General features: G+C 73.3%; 17 protein-coding genes. 2 read left to right on the forward strand and 15 right to left on the reverse strand.

Going from position 1 to position 19,220, the window contains the following annotated elements:
* Positions 1–60 precede the first annotated feature (60 nt).
* The 6 genes from E1165_RS21625 to E1165_RS21650 all read right to left on the reverse strand — a co-directional run bounded on the left by E1165_RS21625 (position 61) and on the right by E1165_RS21650 (position 7,138).
* Positions 61–1,623, reverse strand: a complete 1,563-nt coding sequence (locus E1165_RS21625) for a S1 family peptidase (protein WP_132393608.1) — start codon at positions 1,621–1,623, stop codon at positions 61–63.
* A gap of 187 nt (positions 1,624–1,810) precedes the next feature.
* Complete coding sequence (locus E1165_RS21630; protein WP_132393609.1) at positions 1,811–3,499, reverse strand: ribonuclease J; 1,689 nt, start codon at positions 3,497–3,499, stop codon at positions 1,811–1,813.
* 54 nt (positions 3,500–3,553) lie between these two features.
* Positions 3,554–4,477, reverse strand: a complete 924-nt coding sequence (dapA, locus tag E1165_RS21635) for a 4-hydroxy-tetrahydrodipicolinate synthase (RefSeq protein WP_132393610.1) — start codon at positions 4,475–4,477, stop codon at positions 3,554–3,556.
* 46 nt (positions 4,478–4,523) lie between these two features.
* Entirely contained in the window at positions 4,524–5,267 is a 744-nt protein-coding gene (thyX, locus tag E1165_RS21640; RefSeq protein WP_132393621.1) for an FAD-dependent thymidylate synthase, read from the reverse strand.
* Between the two features lie 103 nt (positions 5,268–5,370).
* Complete coding sequence (locus E1165_RS21645) at positions 5,371–5,904, reverse strand: DUF2752 domain-containing protein (protein ID WP_243704912.1); 534 nt, start codon at positions 5,902–5,904, stop codon at positions 5,371–5,373.
* Between the two features lie 4 nt (positions 5,905–5,908).
* On the reverse strand, positions 5,909–7,138 hold the full coding sequence (locus E1165_RS21650; RefSeq protein WP_132393612.1) for a winged helix-turn-helix domain-containing protein: 1,230 nt from the start codon (positions 7,136–7,138) through the stop codon (positions 5,909–5,911).
* Positions 7,139–7,219: 81 nt separating this feature from the next.
* Between E1165_RS21650 and E1165_RS21655 the strand changes: the two genes are divergently transcribed.
* Positions 7,220–7,771 carry a GNAT family N-acetyltransferase gene (locus E1165_RS21655; protein ID WP_132393613.1) on the forward strand — a complete coding sequence of 184 codons (552 nt, stop codon included), beginning with the start codon at positions 7,220–7,222 and terminating at the stop codon, positions 7,769–7,771.
* Here E1165_RS21655 and E1165_RS21660 read toward each other — a convergent pair.
* Positions 7,670–8,980, reverse strand: a complete 1,311-nt coding sequence (locus E1165_RS21660) for a glycosyltransferase family 87 protein (protein ID WP_132393622.1) — start codon at positions 8,978–8,980, stop codon at positions 7,670–7,672. The two genes, E1165_RS21655 and E1165_RS21660, sit on opposite strands and share 102 nt — an antisense overlap.
* A 35-nt stretch (positions 8,981–9,015) precedes the next feature.
* Here E1165_RS21660 and E1165_RS21665 point away from each other — a divergent pair, with 35 nt between their 5' ends.
* Complete coding sequence (locus tag E1165_RS21665) at positions 9,016–9,591, forward strand: GNAT family N-acetyltransferase (RefSeq protein WP_132393614.1); 576 nt, start codon at positions 9,016–9,018, stop codon at positions 9,589–9,591.
* 10 nt (positions 9,592–9,601) lie between these two features.
* On the opposite strand, the gene E1165_RS21670 is transcribed toward E1165_RS21665, so the two are convergent.
* The 8 genes from E1165_RS21670 to E1165_RS21705 form a co-directional block, all read right to left on the reverse strand.
* Positions 9,602–10,075, reverse strand: coding sequence for a GNAT family N-acetyltransferase (locus E1165_RS21670; RefSeq protein ID WP_132393615.1), 474 nt, complete (start codon positions 10,073–10,075; stop codon positions 9,602–9,604).
* A 145-nt stretch (positions 10,076–10,220) separates the two neighbouring features.
* Positions 10,221–10,994, reverse strand: coding sequence for a 4-hydroxy-tetrahydrodipicolinate reductase (gene dapB, locus E1165_RS21675; protein WP_132393616.1), 774 nt, complete (start codon positions 10,992–10,994; stop codon positions 10,221–10,223).
* A 95-nt stretch (positions 10,995–11,089) separates the two neighbouring features.
* On the reverse strand, positions 11,090–12,451 hold the full coding sequence (locus E1165_RS21680; protein ID WP_207916998.1) for a pitrilysin family protein: 1,362 nt from the start codon (positions 12,449–12,451) through the stop codon (positions 11,090–11,092).
* 81 nt (positions 12,452–12,532) lie between these two features.
* Positions 12,533–14,890, reverse strand: coding sequence for a polyribonucleotide nucleotidyltransferase (locus E1165_RS21685; RefSeq protein WP_132393617.1), 2,358 nt, complete (start codon positions 14,888–14,890; stop codon positions 12,533–12,535).
* 220 nt (positions 14,891–15,110) lie between these two features.
* Positions 15,111–15,380 (reverse strand): 30S ribosomal protein S15, encoded by a 270-nt coding sequence (gene rpsO, locus E1165_RS21690; protein WP_067365384.1) that lies wholly within the window; start codon positions 15,378–15,380, stop codon positions 15,111–15,113.
* A 192-nt stretch (positions 15,381–15,572) separates the two neighbouring features.
* The gene (locus tag E1165_RS21695) at positions 15,573–16,502 is read right to left on the reverse strand and encodes a bifunctional riboflavin kinase/FAD synthetase (protein ID WP_132393618.1); all 930 of its coding nucleotides are present in this window, start codon (positions 16,500–16,502) and stop codon (positions 15,573–15,575) included.
* Between the two features lie 51 nt (positions 16,503–16,553).
* Complete coding sequence (gene truB / locus E1165_RS21700; protein WP_132393619.1) at positions 16,554–17,438, reverse strand: tRNA pseudouridine(55) synthase TruB; 885 nt, start codon at positions 17,436–17,438, stop codon at positions 16,554–16,556.
* Positions 17,439–17,501: 63 nt separating this feature from the next.
* On the reverse strand, positions 17,502–18,815 hold the full coding sequence (locus tag E1165_RS21705; RefSeq protein WP_132393620.1) for an MATE family efflux transporter: 1,314 nt from the start codon (positions 18,813–18,815) through the stop codon (positions 17,502–17,504).
* Between the last annotated feature and the right edge of the window lie 405 nt (positions 18,816–19,220).

Raw genomic sequence — 19,220 nt, forward strand, 5'->3', positions numbered from 1 at the left:
GCGGGGCGGACGGGCTGGCCGTGCTGCGGCGGGGGGCGGCCGGGGCGGCCACCGGCCCGGTCAGGGCGCGGAGAACGCCAGGGTGTACGAGGCGGAGCCGCGCAGCGCGGTGATCCGGTACCGGTACGCCCCGGCGGCACCGTCGGCCGTCAGCTTCGCGACACCGTCGACGGTGCCGGCGCGGGCGACGGTCCGGAAGGCGCCCCCGGTGAAGCGTTGCAGCTCCAGCAGCAGTTGGCCGTTGCCGGTCGCCTCCAGGCAGGCGCTCTGCGCGCCGGCCTGCGCCACGTAGAAGCGGCCGTCCGGCTGGGCCTGGGCCCGACCGGCGGTCAGGGTGCCGCTGCGGCGGACGGTGCCGGCGCAGGCGGTGTCGCCGGCCGGCGGGGCCGGTGAGGCGGTGCCGGCCGGCGGGGCGGTGGCCGGGGCCTGCGGCTGCGCCGTCTGCTGGGCGTTGTTGGCGGTCACCAGCGTCAGGTTGTTGCGCTCAAGGATCTCGTTGACCGGCTGGAAGAAGGTGACACCGCCGACGGTGCAGTTGCCCGAGCCGCCGGAGGTGACGCCCTGCGCCTGGTCGCCGGAGATCCAGGAGCCGCCGGAGTCGCCCGGCTCGGCGCAGACGTTGGTCCGGGTCAGCCCGGTGACCGTCCCCTCCGGGTAGTTGACGGTGGCGTTCCTGGCCTGGATGACGCCGCAGCGGGCGCCCGTGGTGGATCCGGAGCGGCAGATCGAAGCGCCGATCGGGGCCTCGGTGGAGCCGTTGACCGGCACGACACCGCCGTTGAAGTCCGTCACCACACCCTGCGGGGTCCACTGGTTGTTGGTGCGCACGAACGCCCAGTCGTCGCCGGGGAACGACGACGCGGCGAAGGTGCCCTGCGGGGCCTGGTTGAAGCCGGTGGTGCGGGCCCCCACCTGGCCGCAGTGCCCGGCGGTGACGAACCCGCCCACCACGGAGAAGCCGATCGAGCAGCGGCCCGAGTTGTTGATGAAGAACGGTTCGCCGCCCACCAGGTCGAACAGCGGACGCGGCTGCTCGCGGGAGGTGGTGACCCGCACCGCGTCGGCGGGGGCGCCGTTGTTGGCCGCCCACCGACGGGCCCGGGCCTCCGCGCCCGGCTGGGCGAGCACGACCACGGAGTTGGTGGCGACGTCGACGTACCAGCCGGTGATCTCCGGGGTGGCGGTGCGACCCACCGAGTCGAGCCGGCCCTTCACCGCGTCCAGCTCGTCGACGGCGCGCCGCACCTGCTTCGGTACCGCGCCGGCCGCCTTGACCTTCGCGGCCTGCGCCGGGTCGGCCACGGCGACGGTGAGGGTGGACCCGTCGGCGTTGAGCCAGGCGCCGCCGTAGTCGGCGCCGAGGCTGGCTCGCAGCCGGTTCAGGGTGCTGCTGGCCTTCCGCTCGGCGGTCAGCCGCCGCACCGCCTGGTCGCGGGTGAGCCTGAGGTCACGGCTCATCACGTCCACCACCTCGGGCGCCACCCCACCGGTGGCCTTCGCCCCGGCCGGCCCGCCGGCGTCCGGCGCGGCACTGTCACCGGCGAACGACGGCAGGGTCACTGCCGCCGTCAAACCCAGCGCCGCCACCACGACACCGATGGCTGTCATCCGTCTGCGGTCCATCCGCCATGCTCCTCCCGGCCTGCGCGGGTACGCCTGCCAGCCGGGAGTACGGAGACGGCCGCCGATCGGTTGAACCCGTCGGGGATCTTTCGGCCCAACGTGTTCAGCTCGTCACGGGTTGGTCCTACCCGGACACGACGACGCCGGTCCACCGAGGGCGGTGGACCGGCGTGCGAAGTGACGTGGCTCAGACCTCGACGACCGTCGGGACGATCATCGGCCGGCGGCGGTACGCGTCGTTGACCCAACGCCCCACCGTGCGCCGGACGATCTGCTGGAGCTGGTGCGGGTCGGTGATGCCGTCCGCGGCGGCCCGGTTGAGCGCCTCGGTGACCAGCGGGACCACCGGGCTGAACGCCTCAGGGTCCTCGGAGAAGCCCTTCGCCGAAACGGTCGGCCCGCCGACCACCTTGCCGGTGACCGAGTCGACCACCACGGTGGCGGCGATGAACCCGCCGTCACCGAGGATGCGCCGCTCGGTGAGCAGCGACTCGCTGACGTCCCCGACGGCGAGACCGTCGACGTAGACGTACCGGCTCTTCACGTGCCCGACCAGCCTGGCCCGGCCCTCGACCAGGTCGACGACGTCGCCGTCCTCGCAGAGCACCACCCGGTCCGGCGCGACCCCGGACTCGATACCCAGCCGGGCGTGCGCGCGCAGGTGCCGCCACTCGCCGTGCACCGGCATCAGGTTGCTGGGCCGGGTCACGTTGAGCAGGTACAGCAGTTCACCGGCGGGGGCGTGGCCGGAGACGTGCACCTTGGCCACGTCCTTGTGCACGACCATCGCGCCGGCCCGGGCGAGCCGGTTGATCACCCGGTAGACCGACGTCTCGTTGCCGGGCACCAGCGAACTGGCCAGCACGACCGTGTCGCCGGGCGCGATCGTGATGTGCCGGTGGTCGCCGCTGGCCATCCGGCCGAGGGCGCTCATCGGTTCGCCCTGCGAGCCGGTGGACATCAGCACGATCCGCTCGGGCGGCAGGGTGGTGGCCTCCTCCAACCCGACCACCAGGTCGGGTGGGATGTTGAGCAGGCCGAGGTCCCGGGCGATGCCCATGTTGCGGACCATGGACCGGCCGATCAGCGCCACCTTGCGGCCGTGCTCGACCGCCGAGTCGAAGACCTGCTGGACCCGGTGCACGTGCGAGGCGAACGAGGCCACGATGATCCGGCCCCGCGCCTTGGCGAAGATCGAGTCGAGCACCGGCCCGATCTCGCGCTCCGGAGTGACGAAACCGGGGATCTCCGCGTTGGTGGAGTCCGACAGGAGCAGGTCCACGCCCTCGGCGCCGAGCCGGGCGAACCCGGCCAGGTCGGTGATCCGGCCGTCCAGGGGGAGCTGGTCCATCTTGAAGTCGCCGGTGTGCAGCACCAGGCCGGCCGGGGTGCGGATGGCCACCGCGAGGGCGTCCGGGATGGAGTGGTTGACGGCGAAGAACTCGCACTCGAACGGGCCCAGCCGCTCCCGGCCCCCCTCCCGCACGGTCAGCGTGTACGGCTGGATCCGTCGCTCGGCGAGCTTCGCCTCCACCAGCGCCAGGGTGAACTGGGAACCGACCAGCGGGATGTCCGGCTTGTGGGCGAGCAGGTACGGCACCGCGCCGATGTGGTCCTCGTGGCCGTGGGTGAGCACGATCGCCTGGACGTCGCCGAGCCGGTCCAGGATCGGGCTGAAGTCCGGCAGGATCAGATCAACCCCGGGCTGCTCGACGTCGGGGAAGAGCACCCCGCAGTCGACGATCAGCAGCTTGCCGTCGTACTCGAAGACGGTCATGTTCCGACCGATGGCGCCGAGCCCGCCGAGCGGGATGATCCGCAGGCCGCCCTCCGGCAGCGGCGGCGGCAGTTCGGCCTCGATGTGCGCCCCGGTCACGCGTCCACCTCATTCTGCGACGCCGTCCGGCGTCCGTCGTGTCGTCCGGTCATGTCAGGAAAGGTCCAGGCCCGCCGCCGCGCAGTCGGCCCGCAACCGGGCGACCTCGTCGGCGGTGGCGTCCACCTGCGGCGGGCGCACCGGGCCGGCCGGCAGGCCCTTGGCCGCCAGGCCCGCCTTCACCAGGACCACGCCCTGGGCGCGGAAGATCCCGGTGTACAGCGGCAGCAGCCGCCGGTGCAGGGCCAGCGCGCCGGCGTGGTCGCCCGCCTCGTACGCCTCGATCATCTGCCTGGTCCCCACGCCCGTGAAGTGCGTGGAGGTGCCGACGACCCCGACCGCCCCGACGGCCAGCGCGGGCAGGGTGAGCGCGTCCTCGCCGCTGTAGAAGGCGAGGTCGGTGCGGCTGGTCACCCAACTGGTCGCGGTCAGGTCGCCCTTGGCGTCCTTGACCGCGACGATCCGGCCGTGCTCGGCCAGGCGTACCAGCGTCTCGGTCTCGATCGCCGTCCCGGCACGGTGCGGGATGTCGTAGAGCATGACCGGCAGCCCGGTGGCGTCGGCGACCGCGGTGAAGTGGCGCAGCAGCCCGCTCTGCGGCGGCTTGCTGTAGTACGGGGTGACCACGAGCAGGCCGTGCGCGCCGGCCTTCTCCGCCGAGACGGCCAGCTCGATCGTGTGCCGGGTGTCGTTGGTGCCCACCCCGGCGAGGATCCGAGCCCGGTCACCGACCGCCTCCGCGACGACCCGGACCAGGGCCTCCTTCTCCGCGTCGGTGGTGGTCGGCGACTCGCCGGTGGTGCCGTTGAGCACCAGCGCGTCGTTGCCCTGCTCGTCGACGAGGTGGGTGGCGAGCCGCGCGGCGCCGTCGAGGTCGAGGGACCCGTCGGCGGTGAACGGGGTCACCATGGCCGTGATCAGTCGGCCGAAGGGGCGCGACGGGCCCCGATCGGGGGCGGCAGGGTGGTCGTGCGTCATGTTCACAACCTAGCGGACGACCACCGGAGGGCCGGTGGGGAAGGGCTCAGGACCACTCGCGGTGCGGACTCGCCGCCACCTCGCTGCCGTCGGGCAGGGTGGTGATGACGAAGTCGTGGAAGACGTTCGGGGCGACCTGCTGAAGCTGGCGCAGGCACTCCACGGCCAGCTCGCGGATCTCGACGTCGGCGTGTTCGGTGGCGCGCATGGCGATGAAGTGCCGCCAGGCGCGGTAGTTGCCGGTGACCACGATGCGGGTCTCGGTGGCGTTGGGCAGCACCGCACGGGCCGCCTGCCGGGCCTGCTTGCGGCGCAGCGTGGGGTTGGGCTCGTCGGCGAAGCGCCGCTCCAGCCCCTCCAGCAGCTCGGTGTACGCCCGGACGCTCGCCTCGGCGGCCTCGACGAACTTCTTGTGCAGCTCCGGGTCCTCGGCGATCACCCGGGGCTCGACCATCGCCGCGTCCCGCTCCGGAACATAGCGCTGGGAGAGCTGGGAGTACGAGAAGTGCCGGTGCCGGATCAGCTCGTGGGTGAACGAGCGCGAGACGCCGGTGAAGTAGAAGCTCACCGAGCCGTGCTCCAGCACCGACAGGTGCCCCACCTCCAGGATGTGGGCGAGGTAGCCGGCGTTGGTGGCGGTGGCCGGGTTCGGCTTCTTCCAGCTCTGGTAGCAGGCCCGGCCGGCGAACTCGGCGAGGGCCTGACCGCCGTCGGCGTCGGTCGACCACGGCACGTCGTCCGGGGCCTGGAACTGGGTCCACGCGATCAGTTTGACCTGGGGCTGCACCATCTCCGGCATTCCTGCGACTGTAGTGGCCCGGCGGAACGTCAGGGAAGGTGGGTTCACGGACGTGAAACACCGCACCCGGTCGCCGCGCCGGGCCCGCCGGCCGTCACACGTACAGGGACGTGAACGGCGCCCACGGCAGGTTGCGGACGACCGAGAAGGCGAGCCACAGACCGAGGAAGCCGCCGATCATCGTGGGGCTGATCCGCAGTTCGGGCAGACGCCAGCCGAACGCCTGGTTTCCCGCCCAGGCCACGAAGAGGTAGGCCAGGAAGGGCAGCGCGAAGACGAAGACGAGGTGGTGCCGGGCGGCGGCCGGCAGGTCGGCGTGCAGCGCGTACCAGAGGGCGCGGGTGCCGCCGCAACCCGGGCAGTCCAGCCCGGTGGTGAGCTTGAGCAGGCAGCTCGGCTCCGCGTCCGGCGCGCTCCGGGTCGGGTCGCTGACCAGCGCGTACGCCACCCCCATGCCGACGCAGCCGAGCGCGGCCAGGGGCACCGCCCAGCGGGGGGCACGCTCGTGCACCCGCAGCACGAACCGGGTGAGCCGATCCGGCTCGACCGGGTGCGGATACGCCCCTGCGGGCCAGCCGGCCCCGGCGGCCTCCTGGTGTGGCGCGCCTGGCCCGTCAACGCTCGTCACGGGCTCACCGTACACCGGCCACACCCGTCAACGCGGCGGTCAGCGGACCGGCCAGGTCCCCGGCCGCCGGTGGGGCCACCGCGTCGAGGCCGAGCCAGCCGGCGAGCCGGTACAGCTCGGCGGCGAGCGCGACAGCGGTCTCCCCCTCGTCGACGCCCGGCTCCCGCCAGGCCGCCGGCACCAGCAGCACTCCGGCCTTCCGGTCGGCCTTGAGGTCGACGCGGGCGGTGAAGCGCTCTCCCTGCAGGAACGGCAACACGTAGTAGCCGTGCACCCGCTGCGGGGCCGGCACGTAGATCTCGATCCGGTAGGTGAAGCCGAAGAGCCGCTCGGTGCGGGCCCGTTCCCAGACCAGCGGGTCGAATGGGCTGACCAGGGTGTTGGCCCGCACCCACCGGGGCAGTCGGGCCCCCGCGTGCAGCCAGGCGGGCTGCCGCCAGCCCCGCACCGTCACCGGCAGCAGCTCTCCCGCCTCGACCAGCTCGACGATCGCCTGCCGGGTGGCGGCCAGCGGGAGACGGAAGTAGTCGCGCAGCTCCGGCTCGGCGGCCACCCCGAGGCAGCGGGCCGCCACCGACACCAGCGTCCGGTACGCCTCTGCGTCGGCCGGGGTGGGCGCGTTCAGGGCGGCTGCCGGCAGCACCCGCTCGGGCAGGTCGTAACGGCGGGCGAAGGAGAGGGTCCGTTCGGCGGCGGTCACCTCGCCGGCCCAGAAGAGGTACTCGAGCGCCCGTTTCACCGCCGACCAGTTCCACCCCCAGTTGCCGGTCTCCCGGGGCGCGTCGTGTTCGATCTCCGCCGCGGTGAGCGGCCCCCGGGCGGCCACCTCGTCGCGGACCCAGGCGACCAGCTCGGGTTGCTCCCGCGCGACCCGGCGCATCCACCCCCAGGCCTCGTCGCGGGCGCGGGCCATCCGCCAACGCAGCGCGGCGTGCAGCCGCACCGGCACCAGCGACGCCTCGTGGCCCCAGTACTCGAACAGCTCCCGCGGGTGGCGGTAGGCGGCACCGTCCAGCAGGGTGGTCGGGTAGGGCCCGAGCCGGCTGTAGAGCGGCAGGTAGTGCGCCCGTCGCAGGACGTTGACCGAGTCCATCTGGATCAACCCGACCCGGTCCAGCACCCGGCGCAGGTGCCGCCGGGTGGGCGCGCCGGCGGGCGGCGGGTCGGCGAAGCCCTGGGCGGCGAGCGCCACCCGTCGGGCCTGGGCGAGGGAGAGCGATTCCGGTGCGGCCATCGTCGGAGAACCCTAGAGCAGCGGTACGACAACCGGAGCGGACACTGGACCGGCTCCCCGGGTACGGCATACAACGGACACATGCTAACCATCCGCCGCGAAGAACCCGAGGATGCCGAGGCTATCGCCCGGGTGCACGTCCACGGCTGGCAGGCCGGTTACGCCGGACTCATGCCGGCGGAGGTGTTGGGCCGGCTCAATCCGGCGGCGTGGGCGCAGCGCCGACGGGATCTCGGCACGGCCGACCCCGAGCACCCGTTCACCACCCTGCTCGCCGAGGTCGACGGGGTGCCCGCCGGGTTCACCACGTTCGGGCCGTACCGCAACAACCAGGACCGGGACGACCTGGACCCGGCCTGCGGCGAGGTGCTGTCGCTCTACGTGGAGCCGGCGCGCTGGGGCGACGGCACCGCCCGGGCGCTGCTGGCCGCGGCTCACGCCGGCCTGGCCGCGCGGGGCTGGCGGCACTACCGGCTCTGGGTGCTGGCAGGCAACATCCGGGCCCGCCGCTTCTGCGAACGGGCCGGGTTGTCAGCCGACGGTGAGCGGACGACCTACCCGGTGCCGATCTCCGGCGGGCGTCCCCCCGTCCCGCTCGACGAGTTGCGGTACACCGGCCGGGTCGGCGGCTGAGCCGCCCGGGGCGACCCGGGTCGGGCCGGCGTCCCGCACGGGCAGGGCCCAGGTACGGATCGGCAGCAGCACCAGCAGGGCCAGGCTGATCCAGACGTAGGTGTTGCCACCCAGGAAACCGTCCACGCCGGTGAAGTCCTTCTCCCAGGCCCAGACGATGCGGCTGGTCAGCAGCCCGTACCCGACGGCCGCGAAGGCGACCAGGGCACGGCGGCGGACGCTGCGCGGCGGCGCGGCGACGGCGTTGTCGACCAGCAGGATCAGCGCGGGCAGCAGCCACACCAGGTGGTGCACCCAGGTCACCGGGCTGACCAGGCACATCACCGCGCCGGTCAGGGCCAGGCCGGTGGCCTCGTCACCGGCCGCCGCCGCGGCCCGGGACCGCCAGGCCCACACCACGAGGGTGGCCAGCACCAGCGCCAGCCAGGCCAGGGTGCTCGGATGCTGCGGATCGAGCCGGGCCACCACGCCGCGCAGCGACTGGTTGGAGACGAACGCCAGCTCGCCGACCCGGCCGGTGTTCCACAGCGCCGAGGTCCAGAACTCACGCGACGCGTCGGGGAAGAGCGCGGCGGCGAGCAGGGTTGCGACCGTGGCGGCGGCCATCGAGGTGACCGCGGCCCGCCAACGCCGGGTGACCAGCAGGTAGACGATGAAGACACCCGGGGTCAGTTTGATCGCGGTGGCCAGGCCGATGCCCACCCCCGCCCAGCGGTTGCCGGCCGGCAGCAGCCGCAGCAGGTCCACCCCGACCAGGAACAACAGCAGCATGTTCACCTGACCGAAGTTGACCGTCTCCCGCATCGGCTCGTACGCGGCGGCCAGGCAGAGCGCCACCGCGAGGGCGAACCAGCGGGTCCAGCCGGCCCGGCGGGAGACCGGGTCCAGCAGCCACCAGATCAGCACGGTGCTCACCACCACGCTGGCGGCCACGCTCACCACGATCGCGCCCGCCCAGGGCAGGTACGCCATCGGCAGCATGACCAGCGCCGCGAACGGCGGGTAGGTGAAGCCGTACTGGGTGCCGGGCTTGAGATAGTCGTAGATCTCGCCGTGCTCGTGGACCCAGAAGTGCAGCGCGCCGTAGTAGACCTTCAGGTCGAAGAAGCCGTGCCGCACGGCCGCCACCGACAGGAAGGCGGCCACCGCGACGGCGAGCGCGACCACCCCGACGACCTGCGTGGCCGTCCGCCTGGCACCCTGCGCCACCATCGTCTCCCCCACCCTGCGTAGGCTTCCGTCCCATGGCTCTGGGGTACGTCCGCCCGGCGCGTCCCGAGGACGCCGGCGAGATCGCACGAATCCAGCTCGCGACCTGGCGGGTCGCCTATCGCCGGATCCTGCCCCGGCACGTGCTCGACAACCTGGACGAGGCGTGGCTGGCCCGGCGGTGGAGCGCGGCGGTGCAGGAGCCGCCCTCCGGCGCGCACCGGGTGCTGGTCGCCGTCGAACAGGCCGAGCAATCCTATCTGGTGGGGTTCGTCGCCTCCGGGCCGGCGGACGCCGAGGCGCTGGCGCCGCAGGAGCCGGCCGAATCCCTCGGCGGGGGTGTGGCCGCGGTGACCGACCTGCTGGTCGAGCCGCGCTGGGGTCGCCGAGGGCACGGCAGCCGGCTGCTCGCCGCCGCGGTGGACGCTTGGCGCTCCGACGGTATGCGCCGCGCGGTGGCCTGGGCGTTCGAGGGTGACGAGGCGACCCGGAAGTTCCTCACCAGCACCGGCTGGGAGCCCGACGGCGCGGCCCGGGCGCTGGACGTGGACGACATGCTGGTCCCCCAGCTGCGACTGCACGTCGCGGTCCCGAGCGAGCCGGCCGCCTGAGGTACGCCGGTCAGGGCCGGGACTCGACGACGATCTCGTCGTCCTCCACCGCGCCGGTCGGCGTGAAGCCCAAGGACCGGTAGAGGGCGGCCGCCGGGGCGTTGTCCGGGTGGTACGACAGGCGGATCGGGTGCCCACCGCCGTCCTGCCCGGCCAGCCAGTCCACCAGGGTGCGGACGGCCGCCCGCCCGACGCCGCGGTCCTGCTCGGCCGCGTCGACCACGAGGCCGCCGAGCCAGCGGGAGCCGTCGTCGTCCACGCCCCACATGACGTGCCCGACCACCGTCTCGTCCGCGAACACCGCCAGCGACGTCCACACGTTGGACCGCATTGTCAGCACCAGGTAGCGGGCCGCCAGGGCGGGCACCCAGGCCCGTTGGTCGTCGCGGGGCGCGACGTCGGCGACGGCCCGCCAGTTGTCGTCGTCGACGGGACGCAGCGTGACGTGTCGGCCGGCCCGGTCCCGCAGCCCAGAATCGATCATGGAGACAGCCTACGGTCACCCCGCGTCGGTCTCCGGTGAGCAGGCCCTGGCAGAGACCGGCCGACGGCAGCCGGTGGTGCGCCATCGCCAGGTCGACCAGCGCCCCACGGAACGACGGGAACGACGGGAACGACGGAAACGACGGTCAGTCGAGCAGCTCGTCGATGCCGATGGTGAGGCCCGGCCGGTGCCGCACCGCGCGGACCGCCAGCAGCACACCGGGCATGAACGACGCCCGGTCGTACGAGTCGTGCCGGATGGTCAGCGTCTCGCCGGTGGTGCCGAAGAGCACCTCCTGGTGGGCGACCAAACCCGTGGCGCGGACGGCGTGCACGCGTACCCCGTCGATGTCGGCGCCGCGCGCGCCCGGCACCTCGTCGGCGGTGGCGTCCGGCACGGGCCCGAGCCCGGCCTCGGCGCGGGCGGCGGCGATCCGCCGGGCCGTGTGGGTGGCGGTGCCGCTCGGTGCGTCCAGCTTGCGTGGGTGGTGCTGCTCGACGATCTCGACGCTCTCGAAGTACCGGGCGGCCTTCGCGGCGAACTGCATCATCAGCACCGCGCCGATGCCGAAGTTGGGAGCGATGACCACGCCGACGCCGGGCTTGCGCTCCAGCCAGCCGCGCACCCGCTCGATCCGCTGCTCGGTGAAGCCGGTGGTGCCGACGACGGCACTGATCCCCTGGTCGATGCACCAGTGCAGGTTGTCCATGACGACGTCCGGCGTGGTGAAGTCGACGACCACCTCGGCGCCCGCGTCGGAGGCGTTGAACAGCCAGTCGCCCTGGTCGACCATCGCCACCAGGTCCATGTCCGCGGCGGCGTCGACCGCCTTGCACACCTCGACGCCCATCCGGCCACGGGCACCCAGCACACCGACCCGGATCGGCTCGGCCGGGCCCTTCTCCTGCTCGTCAGTCACGGGCCACAACCTATCCCAATCAGGACGCCTTCATCCGCCGGGACCACCCACCGTCCCACCAGCCGACGCGACCGCGGCGCCGCACCCGGCGGCGGTCAGGCGGAGAAACGGTGCGCGTCGAACGGACCGACCACCGCCAGCGACATCGGTCGGGCGAGCAGGTCGGCGGCGAGCGTGTTCACGTCGTCGAGGGTCACCGCGTCGACCCGGGTGAGCAGTTCGTCGACCGGTACCAGGTCGCCGTAGAGCAGCTCGCCCTTTGCCAGCCGGCTCATCCGGGAGCCGGTGTCCTCCAGCCCCAGCACGAACGAGCCCTTGCTCATACCCTTGCCCCGGGCCAGTTCCGTCTCGGTGATCCCCTCGGCGGCGACCCGGGCCAGTTCGGCGCGGGTCAGGTCCAGCACCTCGTCCACCTTGCCCGGCGCGCAGCCGGCGTAGACGGCGAAGAGGCCGCTGTCGGCGTACTGGCTGGCGTAGGAGTAGACCGAGTACGCCAACCCGCGACGCTCCCGGATCTCCTGGAACAGCCGGCTGGACATACCGCCGCCGAGGACGTTGTTGAGCACGCCGAGGGCAAACCGCCGGCCGTCGGCGCGGGCGATGCCGGGGCAGCCGAGGATGACGTGCGCCTGCTCGGTCTCCTTCGGCTCGACCAGGGTGGCGGCCGGCTTCGTGCGTACCGTCGGGGTGGCCGGCCGCCGCGAGGCCGGCGCGGCCGGCGCGGTGTCCAGCGGGGAGCCGCGCAGCGCCTGGCGGACCAGCCTGACCACCACGGCGTGGTCGAGGTTGCCGGCGGCGGCGACGACGATCTGCGGCGGGGTGTAGCGGCGGCGGTAGAAGCTCTGGATCTGCCGCCGGGTCATCGGGGTGACCGTCTCCTCGGTTCCGGAGATCAGCCGGCCGAGCGGGTGGTCGCCGTAGACGGCGCGGGCGAAGAGGTCGTGCACCTCGTCGCCGGGCTCGTCGTCGTGCATGGCGATCTCTTCGAGGATCACGCCGCGCTCGGTCTCCACGTCGGCGGCCGCCAGCACCGAGTCGGCGATCAGGTCGCACATGACGTCGATGGCCAGCGGCAGGTCCGCGTCCAGCACCCGGGCGTAGTAGCAGGTGTATTCCTTGGTGGTGAAGGCGTTGGTCTCCCCACCCACCGCCTCGATCTCGGCGGAGATGTCCAGCGCGCTGCGCTTGTGGGTGCCCTTGAAGAGCAGGTGCTCCAGGAAGTGCGCGGCACCGGCCTGCGGACCGGTCTCGTCACGGGAGCCGACCGCCACCCAGACGCCGAACGACACGCTGCGCATCGCCGGGATCGCCTCGGTCAGCACGCGCAACCCGCTGGGCAGCACGGTGCGGCGCACCGTCCCGCCAAGCGGGTCGTCACTCAACGTGCGGGTCACCGCCCGGCTCGCGATGACCCCCCGTCGACCCGCAGGGAAAGACGAACGCCGGGCCCGACTCACGAAACCTGCTCCAGTTGACGAGGGGTGGGTGTGGGATGGCACGGAACCGGCCGGGTGGCGTGCCACCCGGCCGGTCACCGCTCAGCTGTGCCGGGTCCGGCGGCGCGGACGCGACTCGCCGCCGCCCTCGCCACCCTCCGGGCCACGAGGGGCCCGGTCGCCGCCACGGTCGCCGCGCTCGCGCGGGCCACGGTCGCCGCCACGGTCCCGACCGGCCGGGCGCTCGTCCTCGGCGGTCTCGGCGGCGGCCGGCGCCTCCGCGCCCTCCGGACGGACCTTGTCCAGGTAGATCTTGCCGCGGGCGTCGATGTCGGCGATCTCCACCTCGACCCGGTCACCGACGTTGAGGAAGTCCTCGACCTTCTCGACCCGCTTGCCGTCGCCCACCTTGGAGATGTGCAGCAGGCCGTCGCGGCCGGGCAGCAGCGAGACGAACGCGCCGAACGCGGCGGTCTTGACCACCGTGCCGAGGAACCGCTCGCCCACCTTCGGCAGGGTCGGGTTGGCGATGCCGTTGATCCGGTCCACCGCGGCCTGGGCCGACGGTCCGTTCGTCGCGCCGACGTAGATCGTGCCGTCGTCCTCGATGGAGATCTCGGCGCCGGTCTCGTCCTGGATGGCGTTGATGGTCTGGCCCTTCGGCCCGATCACCATGCCGATCTTGTCGACCGGGATCTTCACGGTGGTGACCCGCGGCGCGTAGTCCGACATCTCGGCCGGAGCCTCGATCGCCGCCTGCATCACGTCGAGGATGGTCTGCCGCGCCTCGTGCGCCTGCTGGAGAGCGGCGGCCAACACGTCCGACGGGATGCCGTCGAGCTTGGTGTCGAGCTGCAGCGCGGTGACGAAGTCCCGGGTGCCGGCGACCTTGAAGTCCATGTCACCGAACGCGTCCTCGGCGCCGAGGATGTCGGTCAGCGTCACGTACTGGGTCTTGCCGTCGACCTCGTCGGAGATGAGGCCCATGGCGATGCCGGCGACCGGCGCCTTCAGCGGCACACCGGCGCTGAGCAGGCCCAGCGTCGAGGCGCAGACCGAACCCATCGAGGTGGAGCCGTTGGAGCCGAGCGCCTCGGAAACCTGCCGGATGGCGTACGGGAACTCCTCGCGCGCCGGCAGCACCGGGATCAGCGCCCGCTCCGCCAGGGCGCCGTGGCCGATCTCGCGCCGCTTCGGCGAACCAACCCGACCGGTCTCGCCGGTGGAGTACGGCGGGAAGTTGTAGTTGTGCATGTAGCGCTTGGACTTCTCCGGAGAGAGGGTGTCCAGCGACTGCTCCATGCGCAACATGTTGAGCGTGGTGACGCCCAGGATCTGGGTCTCGCCGCGCTCGAACAGCGCCGAGCCGTGCACCCGGGGCAGCACGCCCACCTCGGCGGTCAGCGGCCGGATGTCACGCGGGCCGCGGCCGTCGATGCGGACCTGCTCACGCAGCACCCGGTTGCGGACCTCCGACTTGGTCAGCGAGCGGAAGGCGGCGTTGAGCTCCTTCTCCCGACCCTCGAAGCGACCGCCGAGCTCCTCGGCGACCTTGGCCTTGACCCGGTCCAGGGCCTCCTCGCGGTCCGCCTTGCCGGCGATCTTGAGGGCCTCGGCGACCTCGACGCGGGCCACCTCGGCCACCGCGCCGTACACGTCGTCCTGGTAGTCGAGGAAGACCGGGAACTCGGCGACCGGCTTGGCGGCGACCTCGGCCAGCTCGCTCTGCGCCCGGCACAGCTCACGGATGGCCGGCTTGGCGGCCTCCAGGCCGCTGGCGACGACCTCCTCGGTCGGGGCGGGCGCGCCGCCGGCGACCAGCTTCACGGTGTGCTCGGTGGCCTCCGCCTCGACCATCATGATCGCCACGTCGCCGTCCGACAGGGCGCGACCGGCCACCACCATGTCGAAGGTGGCCCGGGCCAGCTCCTCGATGGTCGGGAAGGCGACCCACTGGCCGTCCACGTGCGCCATCCGGGTGGCCCCGATCGGGCCGGAGAACGGCAGGCCGGAGAGCTTGGTCGACATGGAGGCGGCGTTGATCGCCACCACGTCGTACGGGTGCTGCGGGTCGAGCGCGAGGACGGTCTCGACGACCTGGACCTCGTTGCGCAGGCCCTTGACGAACGACGGGCGCAGCGGCCGGTCGATCAGCCGGCAGGTGAGGATGGCGTCCTCGCTGGGCCGGCCCTCGCGGCGGAAGAACGAACCGGGGATCCGGCCCGCGGCGTACATCCGCTCCTCGACGTCCACGGTCAGCGGGAAGAAGTCGAACTGCTCCTTCGGCTGCTTGCCCGCGGTGGTGGCGGAGAGGACGACCGTCTCGCCGAGCTGGGCGACGACGGAGCCGGCGGCCTGGCGGGCCAGGCGGCCGGTGGAGAAGGTGATCTCGCGGGTGCCGAAGGCCCCGTTGTCGATCACGGCGGTGCGGGATTCGGTGCCGAGGTTGGTCTCGGTCATGGTGCTGTCGTGCTCCTTCGCATCGGGGGCCCACGACGCGGGGAGCTGCTCAGACGGCCGGTCTTCGATCGAAGCGCCCGGGTGGCCGGCGTGCTGCCGGGGTGCCCGGGGGCCACTACCGGAGACCGGTGCTGACCGGCTCCCTCATCGGGTGGTCGCGCGGCCCGTTCCCTTCAGTGGTACCGGAAGGGGGAGCAGCCGCAGCCACTCCCCCGTTTCGTCACCGGCGCAGACCGAGCCGCTCGATGAGCGACCGGTAGCGGTTGATGTCCTTCTTCTGGACGTAGTTGAGCAGCCGACGGCGACGGCCGACCAGCAGCAGCAGCCCACGGCGGCTGTGGTGGTCGTGCTTGTGCACCTTCAGGTGCTCGGTGAGCTCGGCGATCCGCTTGGTGAGGACCGCGACCTGCACCTCCGGCGAACCGGTGTCGCCCTCGGCGGTCGCGTACTCCGCGCGGATCTTGGCCTTGGATTCCTGGTCGAGCGCCATGTTCTCCCTGTTTCGTGGGTTGATCGATGATGTCCGTGGACCGGTCGGGGACCGGGAACGGACCGGTTCCTCGCACCCGCGGCGTCGTGCAGGCACGCGAGGCCCCACGTCGGCCAGCCGACGTCTCCGCAAGACTACCAGCCCACGCCGGTACCGCCCGGTGAAGGGCGGTGACGCAGCCGGTGGGAGCGCTCAACCGAGCAGGCGACGGGTCCGCTCGACGTCCTCGGCGATCTGGGTGACCAACGGCTCGATCGCGTCGTACGTCCGCTGCTCGCGCAGGTGGGCCACGAAGTCCAGGGCGAGTCGCTCGCCGTACAGGTCACCGGAGAAGTCCAGCGCGTACGCCTCCACCCGACGTTCCCGACCGGAGAAGGTCGGGTTGGTGCCGATGGACACCGCCGCCGCGAGGGGCTCGGAATGGCCGCGCCGGACCAGCCGGGCGGCGTACACGCCGTCGGCGGGCACCGCCGCGTACCGGTGGGTCAACAGGTTGGCGGTGGGGTAACCCAACTCACGTCCACGCTGGTCGCCACGGACCACCACGCCCTCGACCCGGTGCGGGCGGCCGAGCGCCGCGGCGGCGGCGGCCACGTCGCCCGCGTCGACGCAGGAGCGGATGTACGTCGAGGAGTAGACCGTGTTGGCCTCGGCCACCAGCGGCGCGCCCTCGACCGCGAAGCCGAAGGTGCGGCCGAGCCGTTCCAGCAGGGCGACGTCCCCGGCCGCCCGGTGGCCGAACCGGAAGTTCTCCCCCACCACGACCAGCGCGGCGTGCAGGTGCGCGACGAGGACGTCGTGCACGAACGCCTCGGCGGGCAGCCGGGAGAACTCCGGGGTGAACGGCACCACACAGAGCACGTCCACGCCCAGCGCCTCGATCAGCTCGGCCTTACGGGCCGGTTCGGTGAGCACGGCGGGGTGCGAGCCGGGGCGCACCACCTCGGCCGGGTGCGGGTCGAAGGTGACCACCACCGACCGGACGCCCAGGTCCCGCGCCCGGGCCACGGCGTGCCCGATGGTCGCCTGGTGCCCCTTGTGCACACCGTCGAAGACGCCGATGGTGACGACCGAGCGTCCCCACCCCCCGGGCGCCGCGTCGTACCCCCGCCACCGCTGCATGTCTCTCCTCCCCACCAGCCCACGACGGCCGGCGACCACGTAAGCGGGCCGTCAGGCCGGGGCGAGCACGATCTCCGCGCGGGCCCGGCCGTCCCGCTCGCTGACGATAGCGATGAGGCCGCCGTCCGGGCCGAAGACGGCGTACGGTCCGACGACGCCGGCCGCGTCGAGCGGGCCGCCGTGGGACAGCGTCCTCGCTTCGGCGGCGGTGGCGTCCCGGCGCGGGAAGTACCGGTCGGCCGCCACGTCGAGCGGCAGGTTGACCACCTCGGGGGCACGCTGCTCCAGCTCGGCGAGGGTGGCGGCCTCGGTGAGGGTGAAGTTCCCCACCGCGGTACGCCGCAACGCGGTGAGGTGCCCGCCGACGCCGAGCGCCAACCCGGCGTCCCGGGCGATCGCCCGGATGTACGTCCCGGACGAGCAGGTCACGTCGATGTCGACGTCCACCACGTCCGGGGTGTCCCGGCGGATCGCCCGCACGTCGAGCCGGGAGACGGTGACCCGGCGGGCGGGCAGCTCGACGCTCTCCCCCTCGCGCACCCGCCGGTACGCCCGCTGGCCGTTGATCTTGATAGCGCTGACCGCGCTGGGCACCTGGTCGATCTCGCCGGTGAGCGGGGTGAACGCGTCGCGCACCGCCGCGTCGGTGAGCTGCCCGGCCTGACTGGTGGCGATCACGTCGCCCTCGGCGTCGTCGGTGACGGTGGCCTGACCGAGCCGGACCGTCGCGGTGTAGCTCTTCCCCGCGCCGATGACGTACGTGAGCAGCCGGGTCGCCCGGCCGACCCCGATCACCAGCACGCCGGTGGCCATCGGGTCGAGGGTGCCGCCGTGCCCGACCCGCCGGGTCCTCGCCAGCCGGCGGACCCGCGCCACCACGTCGTGCGACGTCATGCCGCCGGGCTTGTCCACCACGATCAAACCGTCAGTGCTCACGACCGCCAAGCCTGCCAGACGGGGCCACGGCCGCCAGCACCGCAGGGCGGTTTCCGGGCGTCGTCAGCGGACCGCCCCGGTCACCGCCCAGTCGCCGGAGCGCAGCCGCAGCAGCAGCGCGGCGAGCCGGATCACCACGAACAGGGTGAGCCCCGCCCAGATGCCGCCCAGCCCCAGGTCCAGCCCGTACGCCAGCCAGATCGCCGGCAGGAAACCGCCGAGCGCGGCCACGATGGTGAGGTTGCGCAGGTAGCGCACGTCCCCCGCGCCGATCAACACCCCGTCGAGGGCGAAGACCACCCCGGCGAGGGGCTGCATCGCGGCGAACCAGGGCCAGGCCAGCATCGCCTGCTCGCGTACCTGCTGGTCGGAGCTGAACCAGGACGGCAGCACGCCGGAGCCGGCGGCGATCAGCACGGCGAAGCCGATTCCGCAGGCGCCGCCGAGCAGCGCGAAGCGGCGGGCCAGCGCGCGGGCGCCGGCGCCGTCCCCGGCTCCGAGCGCCGCGCCGACCAGGGCCTGGGCGGCGATGGCGAGCGCGTCCAGCACCAGAGCGGTGAAGAACCACAGCTGCAGCGCGATCTGGTGGGCGCCGACGGCCGCGGCGCCGAAGCGGGCCGCGACCGCGGTGGCCGACAGGAAACTGGCCTGGAACGCCAGGCCGCGGACGAGCAGGTCGCGGCTGAGCACCAACTGCTGTCGGATGAGGTGGGGCCGGGGCCGCAGCGGCACCCGCTCGCGGACCAGCGCCGCCGCGAAGAGAGCACCGGAGACGGTCTGGGCGACCGCGTTGGCCACCGCCGAGCCGACCAGGCCGAGCCCGGCCGGGTAGACCAGCAGCGGGCAGAGCACCGCCGACATCAGGCTGGGCGCGAGCACGAACAGCAGCGGGCGGCGGGTGTCCTGGAGGCCGCGCAGCCACCCGTTGCCGGCGGCGGCGAGCAGCAGGCCGGGGGTGCCGAGCGCCGCGACGCGCAGCCACTGCCCGGCCGCGTCGGCCACCTCGCCGCCATCTCCGGCGAGGGTACGCGCCAACCCGGCGCCGCCGATCTGCACGCCGAGCGCCACCAGCACCCCGACGGCGAGCGCGAGCCAGGAGGCCTGCACGCCCTCGGCCACCGCCGCCGCCCGGTCCCCGGAGCCGAACCGCCGGGCCGCCCGCCCGGTGATGCCGTACGCCAGCACGGTGCCCAGCCAGGCGGCGAGGGTCATCACGGTGCCGCCGATGGCCAGCGCGGCGAGCGGCACCCGGCCGAGGTGCCCGACGACCGCCGTGTCGACCAGCACGTAGAGCGGCTCGGCCGCGAGCACCACAAGGGCGGGCAGGGCGAGGGCGGCGATCCGGCGCGGCGGCACGGTCGCGGTGGATTGGCTCATCGCCGACGATCCTGGCACGCGCCGGTAAGGACCGCAACACCTCTGATCTCTTACATGCACAGGGGCGACGCCTGCGGTGTCGGCGCGTCCCGCACCGCCGCCGCCCCCGGTCGCCACCGCCCCACCGCGTCATCGACAGGACTGCGGGATGCGGCGACGACAGGCCCGCAGAGGACAGCGGCGGGGGACGGCCCGCCGCCGCGGCCGGGAATGGTGGGCAGTGCCGGCGTCGAGGTCACTCGGGCAGCCGGACAAGGGCGCGCGGGGCCGACGGCGCCGGTGCGGCGGGAAGGGGCTCGCCCCGGTTCGCGGCGCAGGCCACATCGACGCCTCGGGCGCGGAGCCACGACGGCGCGGGCCGTGGCACGGGAGTCTTCGGGGGCGCGGGCAGCGACCGAACTGATC

The sequence above is a fragment of the Micromonospora sp. KC723 genome, assembly GCF_004348595.1.
Classification (GTDB): domain Bacteria; phylum Actinomycetota; class Actinomycetes; order Mycobacteriales; family Micromonosporaceae; genus Micromonospora.